The organism is Plantactinospora sp. KBS50 (assembly GCF_002285795.1).
Taxonomy (GTDB): Bacteria; Actinomycetota; Actinomycetes; order Mycobacteriales; family Micromonosporaceae; genus KBS50.
Genome location: NZ_CP022961.1, coordinates 6,061,381 through 6,078,172 on the forward strand (window position 1 = coordinate 6,061,381; position 16,792 = coordinate 6,078,172).

Here is a 16,792-nt window from a genome sequence, read left to right on the forward strand (position 1 = left end):
GTCCGGGAGGATCGCGATGAGCAGACTGCACGGCACCAAGGACTTCTGGATCGGAGCCCTGCGCGCGGAGGGTCCGGCGTTCCGGGCCGCCGTCGCCGAGGCCCCGCCGGAGACACCCGTGCCGTCCTGCCCCGGTTGGACAACCGACGACCTCGCCCGGCACCTCGCGGGCGTCTACGGCTGGGTGAGCGAACACGTCGCCCGCGGCGTCACCGCTGCGCCGCCGGCCCGCAACACCGACGACGCGCCACCGGAGGGCACCGGGGCCGTGCAGTGGTGGCAGGACGCGTACGACCGGCTGCTCGCCCAGCTCGAAGGGCTCGACCCGGAGGCCCCGGCCTGGAACTGGGCGCCCCAGCCCAAGAAGGCGGCCTTCTGGCACCGCCGGATGGCGCACGAGACCGCCGTACACCGGTGGGACGCCCAGATGGCGCTGGCCGCGGCCGAGCCGATCGAGGCCAAGCTCGCCGCCGACGGGGTCAGCGAGGTGCTGGACACCTGGCTGCCCGCCGGCCGGCGTCAGGATCCGGGCCCGTGGCAGGGCGTCGCCCAACTGGTCGCGGTGGACGCGGGCCAGGAGTGGTTCCTGCGGCTGCGCGGCGAGGGCGTCGCGCTGCTGGACACCGACACGATCCTGGACGACGACGACCACCACGCCCGGGTGCACGCCGTCGGCAGCGCCAGCGACCTGCTGCTGGCTCTCTACGGCCGGGTCGACCTCGACGTGCTGGAGATCAGCGGCGACGCCGCCCTGCTGCGGGGGCTGCGGATCCGCTGAGGCGGCCCCGGGCCGGCGTCAGCCGGCCCGGAACACCCGCTCGGCCAGGTCCAGCGTCGCCCGGTCGTACAGCACCAGCCGCGCCTGTCCGACCCCGGCCGGTGCGGCGTCGCGCAGGACGGTGAGCGCCTGCGCCACCGCGTCCTGCGCCGGCCAGCCGTAGATGCCCGCGGAGATCAGCGGGAAGGCCACGCTGCCGGCGCCCAGCTCGGCGGCGACCCGGAGGCTGTTGGCGTAGCAGTCCCGCAGCAGCGCCGAGCGGTCCTCTTCGGCCGACCAGACCGGGCCGACGGTGTGGATGACCCAGCGCGCGGGCAGCTCACCGGCGGTGGTGGCGACCGCCTGCCCGGTGGGCAGGCCACGGCCGCACCGGGCGGCGCGCAGCCGGCGGCACTCGTTGAGGATCTCCGGGCCGCCGCGCCGGTGGATCGCCCCGTCCACCCCGCCGCCGCCGAGCAGCGTCGAGTTCGCCGCGTTGACGATGGCATCCACCCGCTGCTCGGTGATGTCGCCCTCGACCAGCGTGATCTCCACGGCTCACGCACCCTCGACGGGCTGCCCGAGCGTGCGCCGGGCCAGCAGGGTGGCCCCGGCCACCGCCGCCGGGGTCAGCAGCACGGCACCGAGCGGGATCAGGAACGCCACGAAGACCGCGGTGCCGAAGCCGAGGGCCTGCGGCCGGTGCGCACGCAGCGCCCGCCGCCGGTCCGGCAGCCGCATCCCGCGCCGGTAGAACGGCCCGCCCACCAGTTCCAGCGCCAGGAACCAGCCGCCGACCAGCGCCCCCAGCACCGGTACGACCGTCTGCCCGAGCAGCGGCACGAACCCGGCCGCGAACAGCGGCACGCCGACCAGCAGGGAGACCGCGACCAGCCGGACCGAGTCGGCGACGCTGCGCCGCAGCGACCGCCAGAAGGGCACCTCCACGGCGTCCGGCACCCCGCCGCAGCGCCGCTCCACCCACTCGGAGATCTTCTCGTAGAACGGGTCGCCGATGGCCAGCGTGACCGCCGTGAAGAGCAGCACGCTGAGCAGGCCGCCCACGCCGAGCAGCGCCAGCCCGGCGACCGTACGGGCCAGGCCGCGCGGGCCGGCCGACCAGTTGTCCGCGAACGGGGTCACCAGCGCGGCCAGGTCGGTGGCGAAGTACGCGAGGGTGACGAACGCGGCGACGAACAGGGCCGCGGAGATCAGCGCCGGCACGATGCCCAGCAGGATCAGGCCGGGGTTGCGGGCGTACATGCCGAGGCCGCGCAGCAGCAGGCCGACGCCGGAGAGGAACTGCCGGGCCGGGCCGGTGGCGGCGGCCGTCGCCGCGGCGGTGGCGGTACGCGCGTTCACGAGGGGTCAGCCTAGCGACCGGCGTCGCTCTCGGCAGCGCGGCCGTTGTGCGCCGGAACGCCCCGGACCCTCGCGGCGGTCCCGCGACGCCCTCGCGGCGGTCCCGCGACGGTCCCGCGACGGTGCCCGCGGTCAACCGGTTGGTGGATGCGGCGGTCCACCGGCGGCCGGTGACCGGTGTCGCCGGCCGTTCGATTCGCACCGGGATCCGCGCCGCGATGCTGGAGACAGCACTGCACGAGTACCGGGAGGCGCTGTGTCCGTCATCGAGGTCACCGACCTGCGAAAGAGCTACGGCGGACAGGTCGCCGTCCGGGACGTCTCGTTCCGGGTCGAGCCGGGTGAGATCTTCGGCATCCTCGGACCCAACGGCGCGGGGAAGACCACCACGGTGGAGTGCATCGGGGGGCTGCGGGTCCCGGACTCGGGCGCCGTCTCGGTGCTCGGCCTGGACCCGCGGCGCGACCGGGTCGAACTGCGTCAGCGACTCGGCGTCCAGCTCCAGGAGAGCCAGCTTCCGGACCGGCTGCGGGTGGGCGAGGCGCTTGAGCTGTACGCCTCGTTCTACCGCCGGCCGGCGCACTGGCGCGAACTGCTGGACCAGCTCGGGTTGGCCGACAAGCGGGACACCGCGTACAAGCGGCTCTCCGGCGGGCAGAAGCAGCGGCTGTCCATCGCGCTGGCCCTGATCGGGAGCCCGCAGGTGGCGATCCTGGACGAGCTGACCACCGGGCTGGACCCCCAGGCCCGGCGCGACACCTGGGAGCTGATCGAGCAGGTACGGGACCGGGGCGTCACGATCCTGCTGGTCACGCACTTCATGGCGGAGGCCGAGCGGCTCTGCGACCGGTTGGCGGTCATCGACGCGGGCCGGCTGGTGGCCCTGGACAGCCCGGCCGGGCTGGTCGCCCGGGTGGCGCCCGAACAGCGGATCCGGTTCCGCCCCTCCGCGGCGCTGGACGACGCGCTGCTCGCCGACCTGCCCGAGGTCACCTCGGTGACCCGGACCGGCGGTCAGGTGGTGGTCGCCGGCACCGGCAACGTGCTGCACGCCGTCACCTCGGTGCTGGCCCGGCACCAGATCATCGCCGCCGAACTGCGCCTGGAGCAGGGCAGCCTCGACGACGCGTTCGTCGAGCTGACCGGCCGGACCCTGGACAACTGACCCCGGAGGCATCCCATGAGACCGTTGCGCCGCATCCTGGCCGTCGAGACCCGACTCTTCCTCCGCGACCCGGCGGCCGTCATCACCGGCGTCGGGCTGCCGGTGCTGATCCTGGTGGTGCTGGGCCTCATCCCGGCGCTGCGCAGACCCGACCCGACGTTCGGCGGGCAGAGCTTCATCACGTACTTCGCGCCCTCCCTGCTGGTGGTCTCCCTGGCCATGACCGGGGTCAACCTCCTGCCGCAGACGCTGGCCGGCTACCGGGAGCGCGGCGTGCTGCGCCGGCTGTCCACCACCCCGGTCAGCCCGGTCGCCCTGCTCGCGGCCCAACTGCTGCTCACCCTCGGCGCCATGATCGTCAGCGCCGCCCTGGTCGTGGCGGTCGGGCGGCTCGCGTTCGGCGTGCCGCTGCCCCGGCATCCGCTCGGGTTCGCGGTGGCCTTCGTCCTCGGCGCGGCCGCGCTGCTGTCGCTGGGCACGCTGGCCGCGGCGGTGGTACGCAGCGGCCGGGCGGCCGGCGGGGTCGCCGCCGCGATGTTCATCCCGATCATGTTCCTCGGCGGCGTGTACCTGCCCCGGTTCCTGCTTCCGGACCTCCTGGTCCGGATCGGCGACTACACCCCGCCGGGCGTACGGGCCCTGCTCGACGCCTGGACCGGAACCTCGCCGCGGCCCCTTCCGCTGGTCATAATGGCCCTGGTCACCGTGGTCGCCGGCGGCACCGCGGCCCGGTTGTTCCGCTGGGAGTGAGCGAATCCGTCGGAAGTGGGCGAGTCATCGTGCATGCGCAGGATGTCGACCGGTGGGAGGTGTGGCGCCGCTGGGAAGGGCTGGCCTACCGGCTGATCCCGCCCGGCACGCTCGCCGTGTCCACCGTGCTGGCGCTCGCCGTACCCACCCCCGGGCAGGCGCCGGCGGCCGTGCTGATGGCGATCTCCGCCTGGGTTGTCGGCTGGGTGTTCCTGCTGGGCGGCCTGGTCGCCCGGCGGCCGGACCGGCCCCTGCTGGCCGCCGGCTACTACGCCGGGCTGATGGCCTCGGCCGCCGTCCTGGTGCTGCTCTGCCCCTGGTACGCGTTCTTCGCCTGGGTGGGCTATCCGCTGGCCTTCTCCATGCTGCCGGGACGGTGGATCCTGGCCGGGCTGGCCGGCACCGCCATGATCAGCGGCACCGCGCAGGCCGGCGGCCCGCCCAGGGACGGCCGGACGGCGGTGCTGTGGCTGCTCGTGGTGCTGTTCAACCTGATGCTGGCCAGCGCGGTCGGCTGGTTCGGTCTGCTCAATTCGCGGCAGAACCAGCGCCGCAAGGTCATCATCGACGAACTCGCCGAGGCCAACCGCAAGCTCGCGGTCACCATGCGGGAGAACGAGGGCCTGCACGCCCAGTTGCTGACCCAGGCCCGGGAGGCGGGGATCCTGGACGAGCGGCAACGGCTGGCGCGGGAGATCCACGACACCATCGCGCAGGGACTCGCCGGCATCATCACCCAGTTGGAGGCCGCCGAACAGGCCCGGGACCGCCGCGGCGACTGGCAACGGCATGTGGAGACCGCCACCGGGCTGGCCCGGGAGAGCCTCACCGAGGCCCGCCGCTCGGTCCGGGCGGTCGGTCCGGAGCAGCTCGACACCGGGCGGCTGCCCGACGTGCTGGCCGATCTGGTCGCGCGCTGGTCCGCCCGGTACGGCGTGCCGGGCCGGCTCACCACCACCGGTACGGTGCGCCGGGTGCATCCGGAGATCGAGGTGACGCTGCTGCGTACCGCGCAGGAGGCGTTGACCAACGTGGCCAAGCACGCCGGGGCGACCCGGGTCGGGCTGACCCTGTCGTACATGGACGACCAGGTCACGCTGGATGTCCGGGACGACGGCCGGGGATTCGCGACGGCTGTCGGCGCCAGGGTTGGAGCCGGCGGCGCGGTTGGAGTGGGAGCCGGCGGCGCGGACCGGCCGGGTGACCCGGACGGCGGCTTCGGCCTGACCGCCATGCGGCAGCGGATCGACCGGGTGGCCGGACGGCTGGAGATCGAATCGGAGCCGGGCGGCGGCACCGCCATCTCGGCCTCGGTGCCGGCGCTCGCCGGGGAGTCGTCGTGACCGGCCCGCACCCGGTACGACTGGTCATCGTGGACGATCACCCGGTGGTCCGGGACGGTCTGCGCGGGATGTTCGCCGGTGACCCCGACTTCGCCGTGGTCGGCGAGGCCGGCGACGGCGCCGAGGCGGTCGCCGTGGTCGAGGCGGTACGCCCGGACGTCGTGCTGATGGACCTGCGGATGCCCGGGATGGACGGGGTGACCGCCATCGGGGAGTTCGCCCGGCGCGGGCTGACCGCCCGGGTGCTGGTGCTGACGACGTACGACACGGACAGCGACGTGCTGCCGGCGGTCCAGGCGGGGGCGACCGGCTACCTGCTCAAGGACACCCCGCGCGACGACCTGGTCCGCGCGGTGCGGTCCGCCGCCCGCGGGGAGTCGGTGCTGTCCCCCGCGGTGGCCGGCCGGCTGATGGGCCGGCTGCGCGCCCCCGCCCAGGAGCCGTTGAGCCCGCGCGAGCTGGAGGTGCTCACCCTGGTGGCCCGGGGGCGGAGCAACCGGGAAGCCGCCGCCGACCTGTTCATCAGCGAGGCCACCGTGAAGACGCACCTGCTGCACGCGTACGGCAAGTTGGGGGTGAACGACCGGGCGGCGGCCGTGGCGGTCGCCTTCGAGCGCGGCCTGCTCAGCCCCGGCGGCTGACCGCCGGCCGGAGGCGACCGGCCGAGCGCCCGCGTAGATGTGGCCTCGGTCACACCGTCGACCCGGGAACCCCTGGCCCGGCTCAGCCGACTATCCACTGTCATCACACGGTGACCATGCGCGAACGGTAGCCGCGATGCGCCCCGCCAACCGGGGCGTTCCTGCCGGCGCCCGGCTTGACCGACCTGGGGAGGTCTGATGGGACGCCCGTGCGCTCACGCCAGCCGGCCAGCATCCTCGGCGGAAGGCGCCGCCGCCGCCGAACGACCAGCCGAAGCCGCGTCGGCCCGGCGCGCTGCCGCCGACGGGCGGTCGGTGGCCGGCCGCGTGATCGAGTTCGTGAAGCTGAGCCCGACGGAGAACATGACCGTCCTGGTCAGAACCGAACACTCGGTCGAGGAGTACCGGGACATCGCGCTGCGCCTCATGTCCTACGGAAGCGTGCACGCCGAGCAGGTCGGATTCATCCGACAGCCCACCTCGACCGCGGCTGACGCCGGCCTGCACATGGCGGCCGGAGAGTTCTGCGGCAACGCCTGCATGGCGCTGGCCGCGCTCGTCGCGTCCGAGCGGCGGCTGCCGGTCGACCAGTCCGTGGACGTGACGCTGGAGGCGTCCGGGGCCGCCGGGCCGGTCCGCTGTCGGGTCGTGCGGGGCCGGCTCGACTATTCGTGTCGGCTGACGATGCCGATCCCCCGGACGGTGCGGGGCAGCGCCACCATCGGCGAGGTCGGCCGGGCGGACGCCCTGGTCGTCTACGACAACTGCACGCACGCCGTGGTCGAGGTGGAAAGGATCGATCCCGCGGCCCGCGAGGCGGCCCAGGCGTTGGCCGCCCGCCTGGGCGAAATGGCGAACGCGCCGCTGGTTGGCGTCATGGTGTACGACCCCGGATCGAACCACCTGGCACCGCTGGTGCACATCCCGGCACTGGGCGGCATGACCTGGGAACGGGGCTGCGGGTCCGGGGCCGGCTCGCTGGGGGCGTACCTGGCCTGGAAGAGAGGATCCGATGTCGCGACGAGCGTGGTCCAGCCCGGCGGAACGATGAACGTGCGGGCGAGCTACGGATCGGGCGGGCTGTCGGAGATCGCGGTCGAGGGTTCGGTGCGGATCGTTGCCGAAGGCAAGGCGTACATCTAGGCGATGCCGGTGACCTCATCCCGATCCAGGCTGGAGCGAAACGATGGACGTCACAGAATTTCGTCGGGCGCTGGTCCGATTCTCGGACAGGTTCGTCGAGCTGGTGTCGAAGTACGACGGGACGACCCGCCACGCGGCGGAGCTGGAGAGCGTCATAGGCGACTATTCGAGCTTCGTGACGGACGAGCGGAACCAGGAACCGTGGGCGCGGCTCGAAGGCGGCGGGACCGCCGAGTTCGCCGTCCTGGTGGACGACCTGCGAGTCCGCTCGGCCCAGTGCGCCGCGATCATCGAGAAGTACCGGGCGCTCAACCTCCTGAACGGCCGGGCCGAGACGGACAGCTATTTCGAGAACGTCGAGTCCTGCATCGAGGAGGAGTTCCGGATGTGCCGGATCACGTCCTCCTCCCGGGTACTGCTCGTCGGCTGCGGATCCTTTCCGATGACGCCGCTGCACATCGCCACCCGCACCGGGGCGCAGGTGGTCGGCGTCGACATCGACGCCGAGGCGGTGGAGTTGGGGCGACGCGTCCTCGACATGCTGGGCCGGGACCTGGACATCAGGCTGGAGAACACACCGGTGGAGGAACTCGCGTTCACCGCCCATGCCTCGCACATCATCTTCAGCTCGACCGTCCGGGCGAAGTACGACCTGCTGAGCGCGGTTCACGCACGCACCCGCGACGACGTGATCGTGGCGATCCGGTACGGCGATCATCTCAAGTCGCTGTTCAACTATCCCATGCTGGAGGTCGACCGGACCGACTGGCGGCTGGTCGAGAGGATCCTCCGACCCGACCAGATTTTCGACATCGCGCGGTACGCCAAGGTATAGCCAATTCACAGTCTCAGAGGGCGGAAATCGGATGCACGACTTCGAGCGGGTCCTGATCGCGGGAACCGGACCGACCACGCTCCAGCTCGCGGTTCTGCTGAAAAACCGGCTGGGCTGCCCGGTCGGGATCGCCGGACGGACCTCCGTCCGCTCGGCGGCATTCTTCGCGGACGCCGGGAAGAACAACAACAGGGTCCGGGTGGACGTGCAGAACGACAAGCATCGCGTGCTGGCCGGCGAGTGCGTCATCGACGAACTGTTCCAGGGCTACGCCACGGTGCGGGGCGAATGGGAGACGCTTGTCCTGGCGGTCACGGCGGACGCGTACACCGCGGTGCTCGACGGCATCGACGGCACGGTCATCGAACGCCTCGGCTGCGTCGTACTGGTCTCGCCGACCTTCGGGTCCAACAGCCTGGTCCGCAACTACCTGCGCGGTCGCGGGTCGGCGGCCGAGGTCATCAGCTTCTCCAGCTATCTGGGTGACACCCGGTGGCACACCGGCGCCCCGTCGAGTCGCGCGCTCACCGCCGGAGTCAAGCGGCGGCTGTACGTCGGCTCCAGTTCCCCGGGCTCGACGAAGGTGGAGCTGCTGCGCGAGCTGCACGAGCGGTCGGGCATCACGCTGGCGGCCATGGCGTCCCCGATGGACGCCGAGACGCGGAACATCTCGCTCTACGTCCACCCCGCGCTCTTCATGAACGACGTGTCGCTGGCGGCCGTCTTCGGCGACCCCGAGCCCGTCAGGTACGTGTACAAGCTCTTCCCGGAAGGCCCGATAACACCGACCCTGGTCAACGAGATGGTGTGCCAGTGGAAGGAACTGACGGGGATCGTCAACGCCATGGGACACAGCGGCGTGAACCTGCTCCAGTTCATGCTGGACGACAGCTACCCGGTGCGGCCCGAGAGCATATCCCGGCAGGACATCGAGCGCTTCGAGAAACTGCCCGCGATACACCAGGAGTACCTGGTCTACGTCCGCTACGCCTCGCTGCTCGTGGACCCGTTCTCCGAGCCCGACCAGGCCGGCAGGTACTTCGACTTCTCCGCGATTCCGATTCGCCACACCTTCGTCGACGGCGCGGGACGGTGGGAGGTCCCCCGAATGCCGAAGGAAGACTACTACCGCACGAAGATCATCCAGGGCGTCGCCCGCCACCTCGGCTCGCCGTGCCCGACCGTCGACCGACTGATCGCGCGCTACGAACGCAGGATCGGCGAGGCCGCCCGGGCGCTGGCCGGCGAGTCGTTGTCCGACGCGTTCCTGGTACGCGACTTCCGCGCGGACCTGGACATGATCTGTGACGAGATCTCCACGACGCGGCGGGTGGCGGCGAATTGAGCAGGACCGGTCGGCAGGACGGCGGCATGGCAGCGGTCGACGGGGCGGCCTCCCCACCGGCTCCCGGGACCGTCCCGGTCGCCGCGGGCGCGCTGCCGAGCGACCGGCGCATCGCCGGCGCGATCTGGCCGGCCCTGGTGGCCTCCGTACTGGGCCTGTTGCCGTTCACCGTGTTCAGCACGTTCCTGGTGCCGATCGCCGACGCCGCCGGGGAGAGCGACGCGGTGGTCGGTGCGCTCCGCGGCCTGGGCGGGATCGGCGCGGTGCTGGTGGGCATCGCCGTGGCGCCGCTGATCGGGCCGGTCGCTCCCCGCCGGATGGCCGCGGCGGCCCTGGTGCTGCTCGCCGGGACGGCACTGGTCGCGACGATCGCCCGGGTACCCACGCTGGCGGTGTTCTGCCTGCTGGTCGGGGCCTCGAACGCCATGCTCTATCCGGCGTTGGGGACCGTCGCGGCGGACCGGTTCGGCACGACGCCGACCGCGGTCCGCGCCGCGACCCTGGTGACCGCGGCCAAGACGTTGGCCGCGACCCTGGTCGCGCCCCTGGTCGCGCTGCCCGCCCTCTGGTGGGGCTGGCGGGGGGATCTGGTGGCGATCGCGGTGGTCGCGACGGCCGTCACGCCGCTGCTGCTGCGGCCGGGGCCCGAGCCCGCCGCGCCCGGCGAGGCGACCCCGCGGCGCGGCTACCTCGCGTCGCTCCGGACGCTGGCCGCGGTGCCGGGCGCCCGCGCCCTGTTCGTGGTCTCGTTCGGCCAGGCCGGCGCGTTCCAGGGGTATCTGGCATACCTGGCCGCCTTCTACGCCGACCGGTACGGCCTGTCGCCGAGCGCGTTCGCCCTTGTCTGGACCCTCAGCGGCGGATCGTTCTTCTTCGGCAACCTGTTCGCCGGGCGCCTCCTGAACACCGTCGACTCGGATCGGCGGGCCGTTCGCGCGCTGCGCGTCTTCCTGGTCCTGGCGCTGGTCTCGCTGTTCGGGGTCTTCTGGGCGCCGGTGCTGCCGCTGGCGTTGGTCGCCACGGCGGTCCTGTCGGCCAGCCACGCGATCGGGGTGGCCGCGGTGGTGACGCTGTTGGTACGCCGCGGCGGGGAACTGCGCGGCGCGGCGCTGAGCGTCAACGCCTCGGGGATGAGCCTGGGGCTGTTCCTCGGCGCCGCGGCCGGCGGTGCCGGGTTGGCGGCGGCGGATTACCCGGGCGCCGCCGCCGTCTTCGGCATGCTCACCGCGCTGTCCCTGGGCGCCGCCCTCACCGTCCGGCGGGGCAGCCCGTGACGCCCCCGCCGACGGGTGACCCGATGGTGTGATGCCGATCACAAAGCAGCTCCGGCGGAACTCGGCACCCGGGCCGGGCGACATACGAGGTGCCCGATCGCGGACGCGCCGGTGGCCGCTGCGGCCCCGGCGACGGCCGGTCCGGCCCCGGTCCGGTCCCCGCGACGGCCGGTCCGTTCCCCGCTATCGGGGTCGTGACGAGACGCTGGAGGTTGGTTCATGAATGGTCGCCCGAGGATCGCGACGCCGGCCGGCAGGGGTCGGCCGACCCGGCGGGCGCCCGTCGCCGCGCTTGCGCTGCTGACCGTCCTGGTCGCCGGGTGCGCCGTGGACGACGACCCGACGACGGCGCAGTCCTCCTCGGCGGCATCCGGGCACTACCCGGTGACGGTGGAGAACTGCGGACGCAAGGTGACGTTCGACAAGGCGCCCAGCCGGGTCTATCTGGGCTTCCAGCCGGCGGCCGAGCTCTTCTTCGAGCTCGGACTGGGCGATCGGGCCATCGCCCAGATCAAGCCGATGGACGACCCCCTGCCCGAGCAGGCCGCCGACTTCGCGCGCGTCCCGGACAAGAGCCCGGACAGCTACGTACCGGTCGGCAAGGAGGAGATGCTCGCGCTGCGGCCCGACCTGCTCTTCGCGTACGTGAACTCCGAGTACGGCGGACCCGAACAACTCGCCTCGGGTCTGGCCACGGTCGACGACCTCAAGAACATCGGCGCGAACGTGTACGCCCTGGTGTGCCCCAACGAGGAGCCGATCCGCGTCGACTTCACCTATCGGGCCCTCAAGGATCTCGGCGTCATCTTCGACATCGAGGACCGGGCGAACGCCCTGGCCGACCGGCTGAAGGCGCGCGTCGCCGACGTGCAGCACCGGGTCGCCGGCCGCAAGCCGGTGCCGGTGTTCTTCTACTACGGCGGCGAGGGTCCGATCTACACCGGCACCCGCGACGCGTACGTCGACGAGATGATCCGGCTGGCCGGCGGAAAGAACGTGTTCGGCGACATCGGCGGCGGGCGCCGGGGCTTCCTTGAGGTTTCCCGGGAGACGGCGGCCGCGAAGAATCCCGACTTCTTCCTGGTCGACGCGAGCCCGAACTACGACCAGGACGCGCAGGCCAAGGCCGACTACCTGTTCCGCACCTTCCCGGAGATGCAGGCCAGCAAGGACCGACGGTTCGGCCTGACCTACGACACGGCCAACACCCCGGGCATCCGGTACGTCGACGTGATCGAGAACCTGGCCCGGGCGCTGCACCCGGACGCCTTCGCCGACCAGCCGGCCGGGTCGCCGGCCACCTCCGCGGCCGGGACATGACCGCGCTGGCGCCGGACACCGATCGGACGGACGCGACCCCGATCACCCGGGTCGCGTCCGGACCGGCCCGCCGGGCGGTGATCCTGCTCGCCCTGGGCGCCGCCGTGCTGGCCGCGGTCATCCTGGCGACCTGCCTCGGCCCGGTGCGGATCCCGGTACGCGACACCGTGCAGACCGTGCTCTACCACCTCTCCCCGGCCTGGTTCGCCAAGCCGCGCGACCCGGTGTTCGCCCAGATCGTGTGGCAGATCCGGCTGCCCCGTGCCCTGCTCGGCGCGGTGGTCGGGGCGGGACTGGCGGTGGTCGGCGTCGTCCTGCAGGCGGTGGTCCGCAATCCCCTGGCCGACCCGTACCTGCTCGGTGTCTCCTCGGGGGCCGCCTTCGGCGCCGTACTGGTGCTGGTGCTCGGCGCCTCGGCCGTCGCCGGGCTGGGCCTGTCCTCGGCGGCGTTCGTGGGTGCGTTGATCGCCACCCTGCTGGTCTACCTGCTGGCCAACCGCGCGGGACGGGTCACCCCCTTCCGGCTGATCCTGGCCGGGGTGGCGCTGGCGTACCTGTTCCAGGCCCTCTACGGGCTGCTCCTGCTGCACGCGAACCCGTACGACGTACAGGGCGTGCTGGTCTGGCTGTTCGGCAGCCTGGGCGCGACGCAGTGGCACGACGTGGGCATTCCCGCGGCCGGTGTGCTGGCCGGCACGCTGTACCTGCTCACCCAGGCGCGACCGCTGAACTCGCTGCTTGCCGGCGAGGAGACCGCCGTCTCGCTCGGGCTGGACGTGTCCCGGTTCCGGATGCGGATGCTGGTGGTCACGTCGCTGCTGGTCGGCGTGATGGTCGCGGTCAGCGGCGCGATCGCGTTCGTCGGACTGATCATCCCGCACGCCTGCCGGATGCTGGTCGGCGCGGACCACCGGCGGCTGCTGCCCGTGGCCGCGCTGACCGGGTCGGCCTTCCTCGTCCTGATGGACCTCGCCGCCCGTACCGTGCTGGCCCCGACCGACCTGCCGCTCTCGATCGTGACCGCGATATTCGGGGTGCCGTTCTTCATCTGGATGCTGCGCCAACGCGAGGCGGGTCGGGAGGCACGATTCGGGTGACCAGCGACTCGAGGGTTGTCGTCGACGGCGTGTCCGTGACCCTGGGCAACACCCCGATCGTGTCCGGGGCGAGCCTGACGGTCGGTGCCGGGGAGTTGGTGGGCATCGTCGGCCCGAACGGAAGTGGAAAGTCCACGCTGCTGCGGGTGATCTACCGCGCCCTGCGACCGGCCGTCGGCGCGGTACGGGTCGACCGCAGCGACGTGTGGAAGATCAGCGCCCGGGAGTCCGCGCAGCGCACCGCCGTGGTGGTGCAGGAGACCGGGGCCGACTTCACCCTCAAGGTGGCCGACGTGGTCGCCATGGGCCGCAACCCGCACAAGCGGGCGCTGGACCGGGACACCGGCACGGACCGGCGGATCTGCGAACAGGCCCTGGACCGGACCGGCATGCGGGCGTTCGCCGGGCGGGACTTCGACACCCTCTCCGGTGGGGAGAAGCAACGGGTCCTGCTGGCCAGGGCGCTGGCCCAGCAACCACGGCTGCTGGTGCTCGACGAACCGACCAACCACCTGGACATCCGGTTCCAACTGGAACTGCTCGCCCTGATCCGGGCGACCGGCGTCACCACCCTGACGGTGATGCACGACCTCGCCCTGGCGGTCGGGCACTGCGACCGCCTCTACATCGTGCACGGCGGACGGGTCGTCGCCCACGGGCCGCCGGAGCAGGTGCTCACCCCGGGCCTCGTGGCCGAGGTCTTCGGGGTCCGGTCACACCGCTGGGTCGACCCGGACACCGGGCGAGTGCACCTCGGCTTCTCCCGCCTGCCCGACACCGGGTCCGACGACACCGACCCGGCCGCGACACCCGTACCGGCGCTCAGGGAGGAAGTCCCGTGACCATCCGCGACCAGGCCGGCCCGTGGCGCGAGCTGCTCGACCGCTGGGACGCCCAGCAGACCGTCTACATCGAGCATCGGGACCGGGTCTACGACGTGATGTTCGAGGTGCTCACCCACCTGCGACCCGGCGACGACCCCACCGTCCTCGATCTCGCCTGCGGACCCGGTGCGATCAGCGCCCGCCTGCTGCACCGGCTGCCCAAGGCACGATCGGTCGCCGTCGACATCGACCCCGTCCTGCTGGCCATCGGCCGGGGCGCCCTCGGGGACGTGGACGGCCGTCTCCGCTGGGTGCGGGCCGACCTGCGGGACCCGGACTGGACCGCCGCGCTCGGCGCCGACAGCGCCGCCGGCACCTTCGACGCGGTGCTCTCCAGCACCGCCCTGCACTGGCTCGACCCGGCCACCCTCGTCGCGACCTACCGCCGGGCGTACGAACTGCTGCGCCCCGGCGGGGTCCTGCTCAACGCGGACTACCTACCCCACCCCGCGCAGAGCCGGCTGCGGCAGGCGTGCGACGCCCTGGCTCTGCACCGACGCAACCGCGCGCTGGGAGCCGGCGCGGAGTCCTGGGAGGCGTGGTGGGACGCCGCGGCCGCCGAGCCGGCGCTCGCCGACGCGTTCGCCCTGCGCGCGACGCTCTGGCCCGAAGGGGCACGGGACTGGGCGATGGCCACCCACCACTTCCACGAGGCCGCCCTACAGGACGCGGGCTTCGCCGAGGCCGGCATCGTCTGGCAGGACCTCCAGGAACGGATCATCGCGGGCCTCAGATAACGGTACGTGGCGAGGCGGTTGCGCCATCGGCCGAACGGCCGCTGACGGCCCCGATCGGTTCATGGTTGTCTCTGCTCAGAAACATCGGCGTGGGTAGATATAACCCGATCTTCCGGCGCCGCCTCCCAACCTCAGGAGCTGCCCCATGGTCCGTACCAGACTCCGGCGGAGAATCCGTGCCGCCGCCGTCCTCGCGATCGTCACCGCCGGCCTGCCGGCGCTGGCCGCCCAACCCGCCACCGCCGCCCCCACCACCGGCCAGGCCACCACCACGACCGGCCAGGCCAGCGGCCTGGCGGCGGCGTGTACGCCCGGCCAACTGCTCGGCAACCCCGGCTTCGAGAGCGGCGGCACCTCCTGGACCGCCGCATCGGGTGTGATCGGCAGCTTCACGCAGCAACCGGCCCACGGCGGCAGCCAGGTTGCCTGGCTGGACGGGTACGGCCGCCGGCACACCGACACGCTGTCCCAGGCGGTCAGCCTGCCGGCCGACTGCACCACCGCCACCCTCAGCTTCTGGCTGCACATCGACACCGCCGAGACCGGATCCACGGCGTACGACCGGCTCACCGTCAAGCTGGGCGACACCACCCTGGCCACCTACTCCAACCTGGACGCCGCCAGCGGGTACGTCCAGCGGACCCTCAACCTGTCGGGATACGCCGGCCAGTCCGCGACGCTCAGCTTCACCGGGGTGGAGGACGCCAGCCTGCAAACCAGCTTCGTGCTGGACGACCTCGCACTGTCCGTCTCCGGCGACGGTGGCGGCGGCGGCACGGACGCCACCCGCACGCCCAACCAGGGCACCTACACCGTCAACCTGACCAGCGACTCGACCGGCGCGAACTGGAGCGGCCACGAGAGCATCCGGTTCAGCAACCCGTCGGCGGTGGCGCTGGCCGAGGTCTACCTTCGGCTGTGGGACAACTACCACGGCAGCTGCCCCGGCAACCAGCCGATCCGGGTCAGCAACGTCACCGGCGGCACCGCCGGCGCGCTGGAGGTCGGCTGCACCGCGCTGAAGGTGACACTGCCCTCGCCGCTCGCCCAGGGCGGCACCGCGACCATCGGCTTCGACCTGTCGATCGCCGTACCCAACGGCAGCGACCGGTTCGGCCGGGACGGGTCGTACAGCTTCATCGGCAACGCGCTGCCGGTGCTGGCGGTCCGGGACGGCAGCGGCTGGCACCTCGACCCGTACACCAACAACGGGGAGAGCTTCTACCAGCTGGCCAGCAACTACACCGTCGCGCTCGACCACCCGAGCACGGTCCTCACGCCGGCCACCGGCACCGCCACCGACACGCCCGGCTCGTCCGGACGTACGGTCACCACCGCCACCGCCACGAACGTCCGCGAGTTCGCCTGGGGTGCCGGGCCGTTCAACCGCTCCACCACCACCTCGTCCGGTGGGGTGAAGGTCAACACCTGGTGGACCTCCGGCGTCTCCAGCAGCACCGCGGCGAGCATGCAGTCCACCGCGGCGTCCGCGATGGACGGCCACGGCTCGCGGTTCGGCGCCTACCCGTACGGTGAGGTGGACCTGGTGCTGCACAACAACTTCTGGTTCGGCGGCATGGAGTACCCGGGCTTCGTGCTCTCGCAGCCCAGCGTCACCCCCGTCGTCCACGAACTCGGCCACCAGTGGTTCTACGGCATCGTCGGCGACGACGAGTACAACACCCCGTGGCTGGACGAGGGCTTCACCGACTACGCCACCGACCTGCAACGCGGGATCACCGGCACGAACTGCTGGAACAACGTCCGGTGGTCCTCGTCCGCCGAGATGATCACCAACCCGATGAGCTACTGGGACACCCACTCCAGCCGCTACTCGACGGTCATCTACACGTACGGCAAGTGCGTGCTGCACGACCTGCGTCGCCTGCTGGGTGACGCCGCCATGACGACCATGATGCGCAACTACGCGCAGAGTCACTGGTACGGCATCTCGACCGTGGCAGACTTCAAGGCCGCGGCCCAGGCCGCCACCAGCACCGACCTGACCTCCTTCTGGAGCACCCACCGGGTGCAGGGCTGAGGTCCGCCGGTCCCCGGCCGGAGACGTCTCCGGCCGGGGACCGGTTACGGCAGCGCCCGCGAGTCAGTCATCGCCAGCCACAGGTTCCCAATTTTCGC

The 16,792-nt window shown here is 72.3% G+C and carries 15 protein-coding genes and 1 pseudogene; 14 read left to right on the forward strand and 2 right to left on the reverse strand.

Translation table 11 applies throughout. The annotated features are described in order from the left end of the window. Positions 1-16: 16 nt before the first annotated feature. Positions 17-778: a maleylpyruvate isomerase family mycothiol-dependent enzyme gene (locus CIK06_RS26225; protein WP_095567042.1), complete on the forward strand. Its 762-nt coding sequence runs from the start codon at positions 17-19 to the stop codon at positions 776-778. A gap of 18 nt (positions 779-796) precedes the next feature. On the opposite strand, the gene CIK06_RS26230 is transcribed toward CIK06_RS26225, so the two are convergent. Together CIK06_RS26230 and CIK06_RS26235 are read right to left on the reverse strand one after the other, a co-directional pair. Continuing rightward, entirely contained in the window at positions 797-1,312 is a 516-nt protein-coding gene (locus CIK06_RS26230; RefSeq protein ID WP_095567043.1) for an O-acetyl-ADP-ribose deacetylase, read from the reverse strand. A 3-nt stretch (positions 1,313-1,315) separates the two neighbouring features. Further along, on the reverse strand, positions 1,316-2,119 hold the full coding sequence (locus CIK06_RS26235; protein WP_232533875.1) for an EI24 domain-containing protein: 804 nt from the start codon (positions 2,117-2,119) through the stop codon (positions 1,316-1,318). A gap of 256 nt (positions 2,120-2,375) precedes the next feature. On the opposite strand from CIK06_RS26235, the gene CIK06_RS26240 reads away from it, so the two are divergent. The 13 genes and pseudogenes from CIK06_RS26240 to CIK06_RS32655 all read left to right on the forward strand — a co-directional run bounded on the left by CIK06_RS26240 (position 2,376) and on the right by CIK06_RS32655 (position 16,694). Further along, positions 2,376-3,284, forward strand: coding sequence for an ABC transporter ATP-binding protein (locus CIK06_RS26240; RefSeq protein ID WP_095567044.1), 909 nt, complete (start codon positions 2,376-2,378; stop codon positions 3,282-3,284). A gap of 15 nt (positions 3,285-3,299) precedes the next feature. Next, a complete protein-coding gene (locus CIK06_RS26245) occupies positions 3,300-4,034 on the forward strand; it encodes an ABC transporter permease (RefSeq protein ID WP_095567045.1) in 735 nt (244 codons plus the stop codon). Between the two features lie 29 nt (positions 4,035-4,063). After that, entirely contained in the window at positions 4,064-5,377 is a 1,314-nt protein-coding gene (locus tag CIK06_RS26250; RefSeq protein WP_232533876.1) for a sensor histidine kinase, read from the forward strand. A gap of 68 nt (positions 5,378-5,445) precedes the next feature. After that, positions 5,446-6,018 carry a response regulator transcription factor gene (locus tag CIK06_RS26255; protein WP_232534380.1) on the forward strand — a complete coding sequence of 191 codons (573 nt, stop codon included), beginning with the start codon at positions 5,446-5,448 and terminating at the stop codon, positions 6,016-6,018. A 327-nt stretch (positions 6,019-6,345) separates the two neighbouring features. After that, positions 6,346-7,161 carry a diaminopimelate epimerase gene (locus CIK06_RS26260; protein ID WP_157756956.1) on the forward strand — a complete coding sequence of 272 codons (816 nt, stop codon included), beginning with the start codon at positions 6,346-6,348 and terminating at the stop codon, positions 7,159-7,161. 43 nt (positions 7,162-7,204) lie between these two features. Then, entirely contained in the window at positions 7,205-7,996 is a 792-nt protein-coding gene (locus tag CIK06_RS26265) for a class I SAM-dependent methyltransferase (RefSeq protein ID WP_095567048.1), read from the forward strand. Positions 7,997-8,027: 31 nt separating this feature from the next. Beyond that, positions 8,028-9,341 (forward strand): opine metallophore biosynthesis dehydrogenase, encoded by a 1,314-nt coding sequence (locus tag CIK06_RS26270; protein WP_095567049.1) that lies wholly within the window; start codon positions 8,028-8,030, stop codon positions 9,339-9,341. A 26-nt stretch (positions 9,342-9,367) separates the two neighbouring features. Continuing rightward, positions 9,368-10,615 carry an MFS transporter gene (locus CIK06_RS26275; protein WP_095567050.1) on the forward strand — a complete coding sequence of 416 codons (1,248 nt, stop codon included), beginning with the start codon at positions 9,368-9,370 and terminating at the stop codon, positions 10,613-10,615. Between the two features lie 219 nt (positions 10,616-10,834). Continuing rightward, positions 10,835-11,935: an ABC transporter substrate-binding protein gene (locus CIK06_RS26280; protein WP_095567051.1), complete on the forward strand. Its 1,101-nt coding sequence runs from the start codon at positions 10,835-10,837 to the stop codon at positions 11,933-11,935. Then, positions 11,932-13,032, forward strand: a complete 1,101-nt coding sequence (locus CIK06_RS26285) for an iron ABC transporter permease (RefSeq protein ID WP_095567052.1) — start codon at positions 11,932-11,934, stop codon at positions 13,030-13,032. Before CIK06_RS26280 ends, CIK06_RS26285 begins: the two co-directional genes overlap by 4 nt. Before the next feature lie 98 nt (positions 13,033-13,130). After that, a pseudogene (locus CIK06_RS32650) lies at positions 13,131-13,557 on the forward strand (ABC transporter ATP-binding protein); the annotation flags it as partial. A 313-nt stretch (positions 13,558-13,870) separates the two neighbouring features. Beyond that, positions 13,871-14,653, forward strand: coding sequence for a trans-aconitate 2-methyltransferase (locus CIK06_RS26295; RefSeq protein WP_095567053.1), 783 nt, complete (start codon positions 13,871-13,873; stop codon positions 14,651-14,653). 145 nt (positions 14,654-14,798) lie between these two features. Beyond that, entirely contained in the window at positions 14,799-16,694 is a 1,896-nt protein-coding gene (locus CIK06_RS32655; protein WP_095567054.1) for a M1 family metallopeptidase, read from the forward strand. The last annotated feature ends 98 nt before the right edge of the window (positions 16,695-16,792 follow it).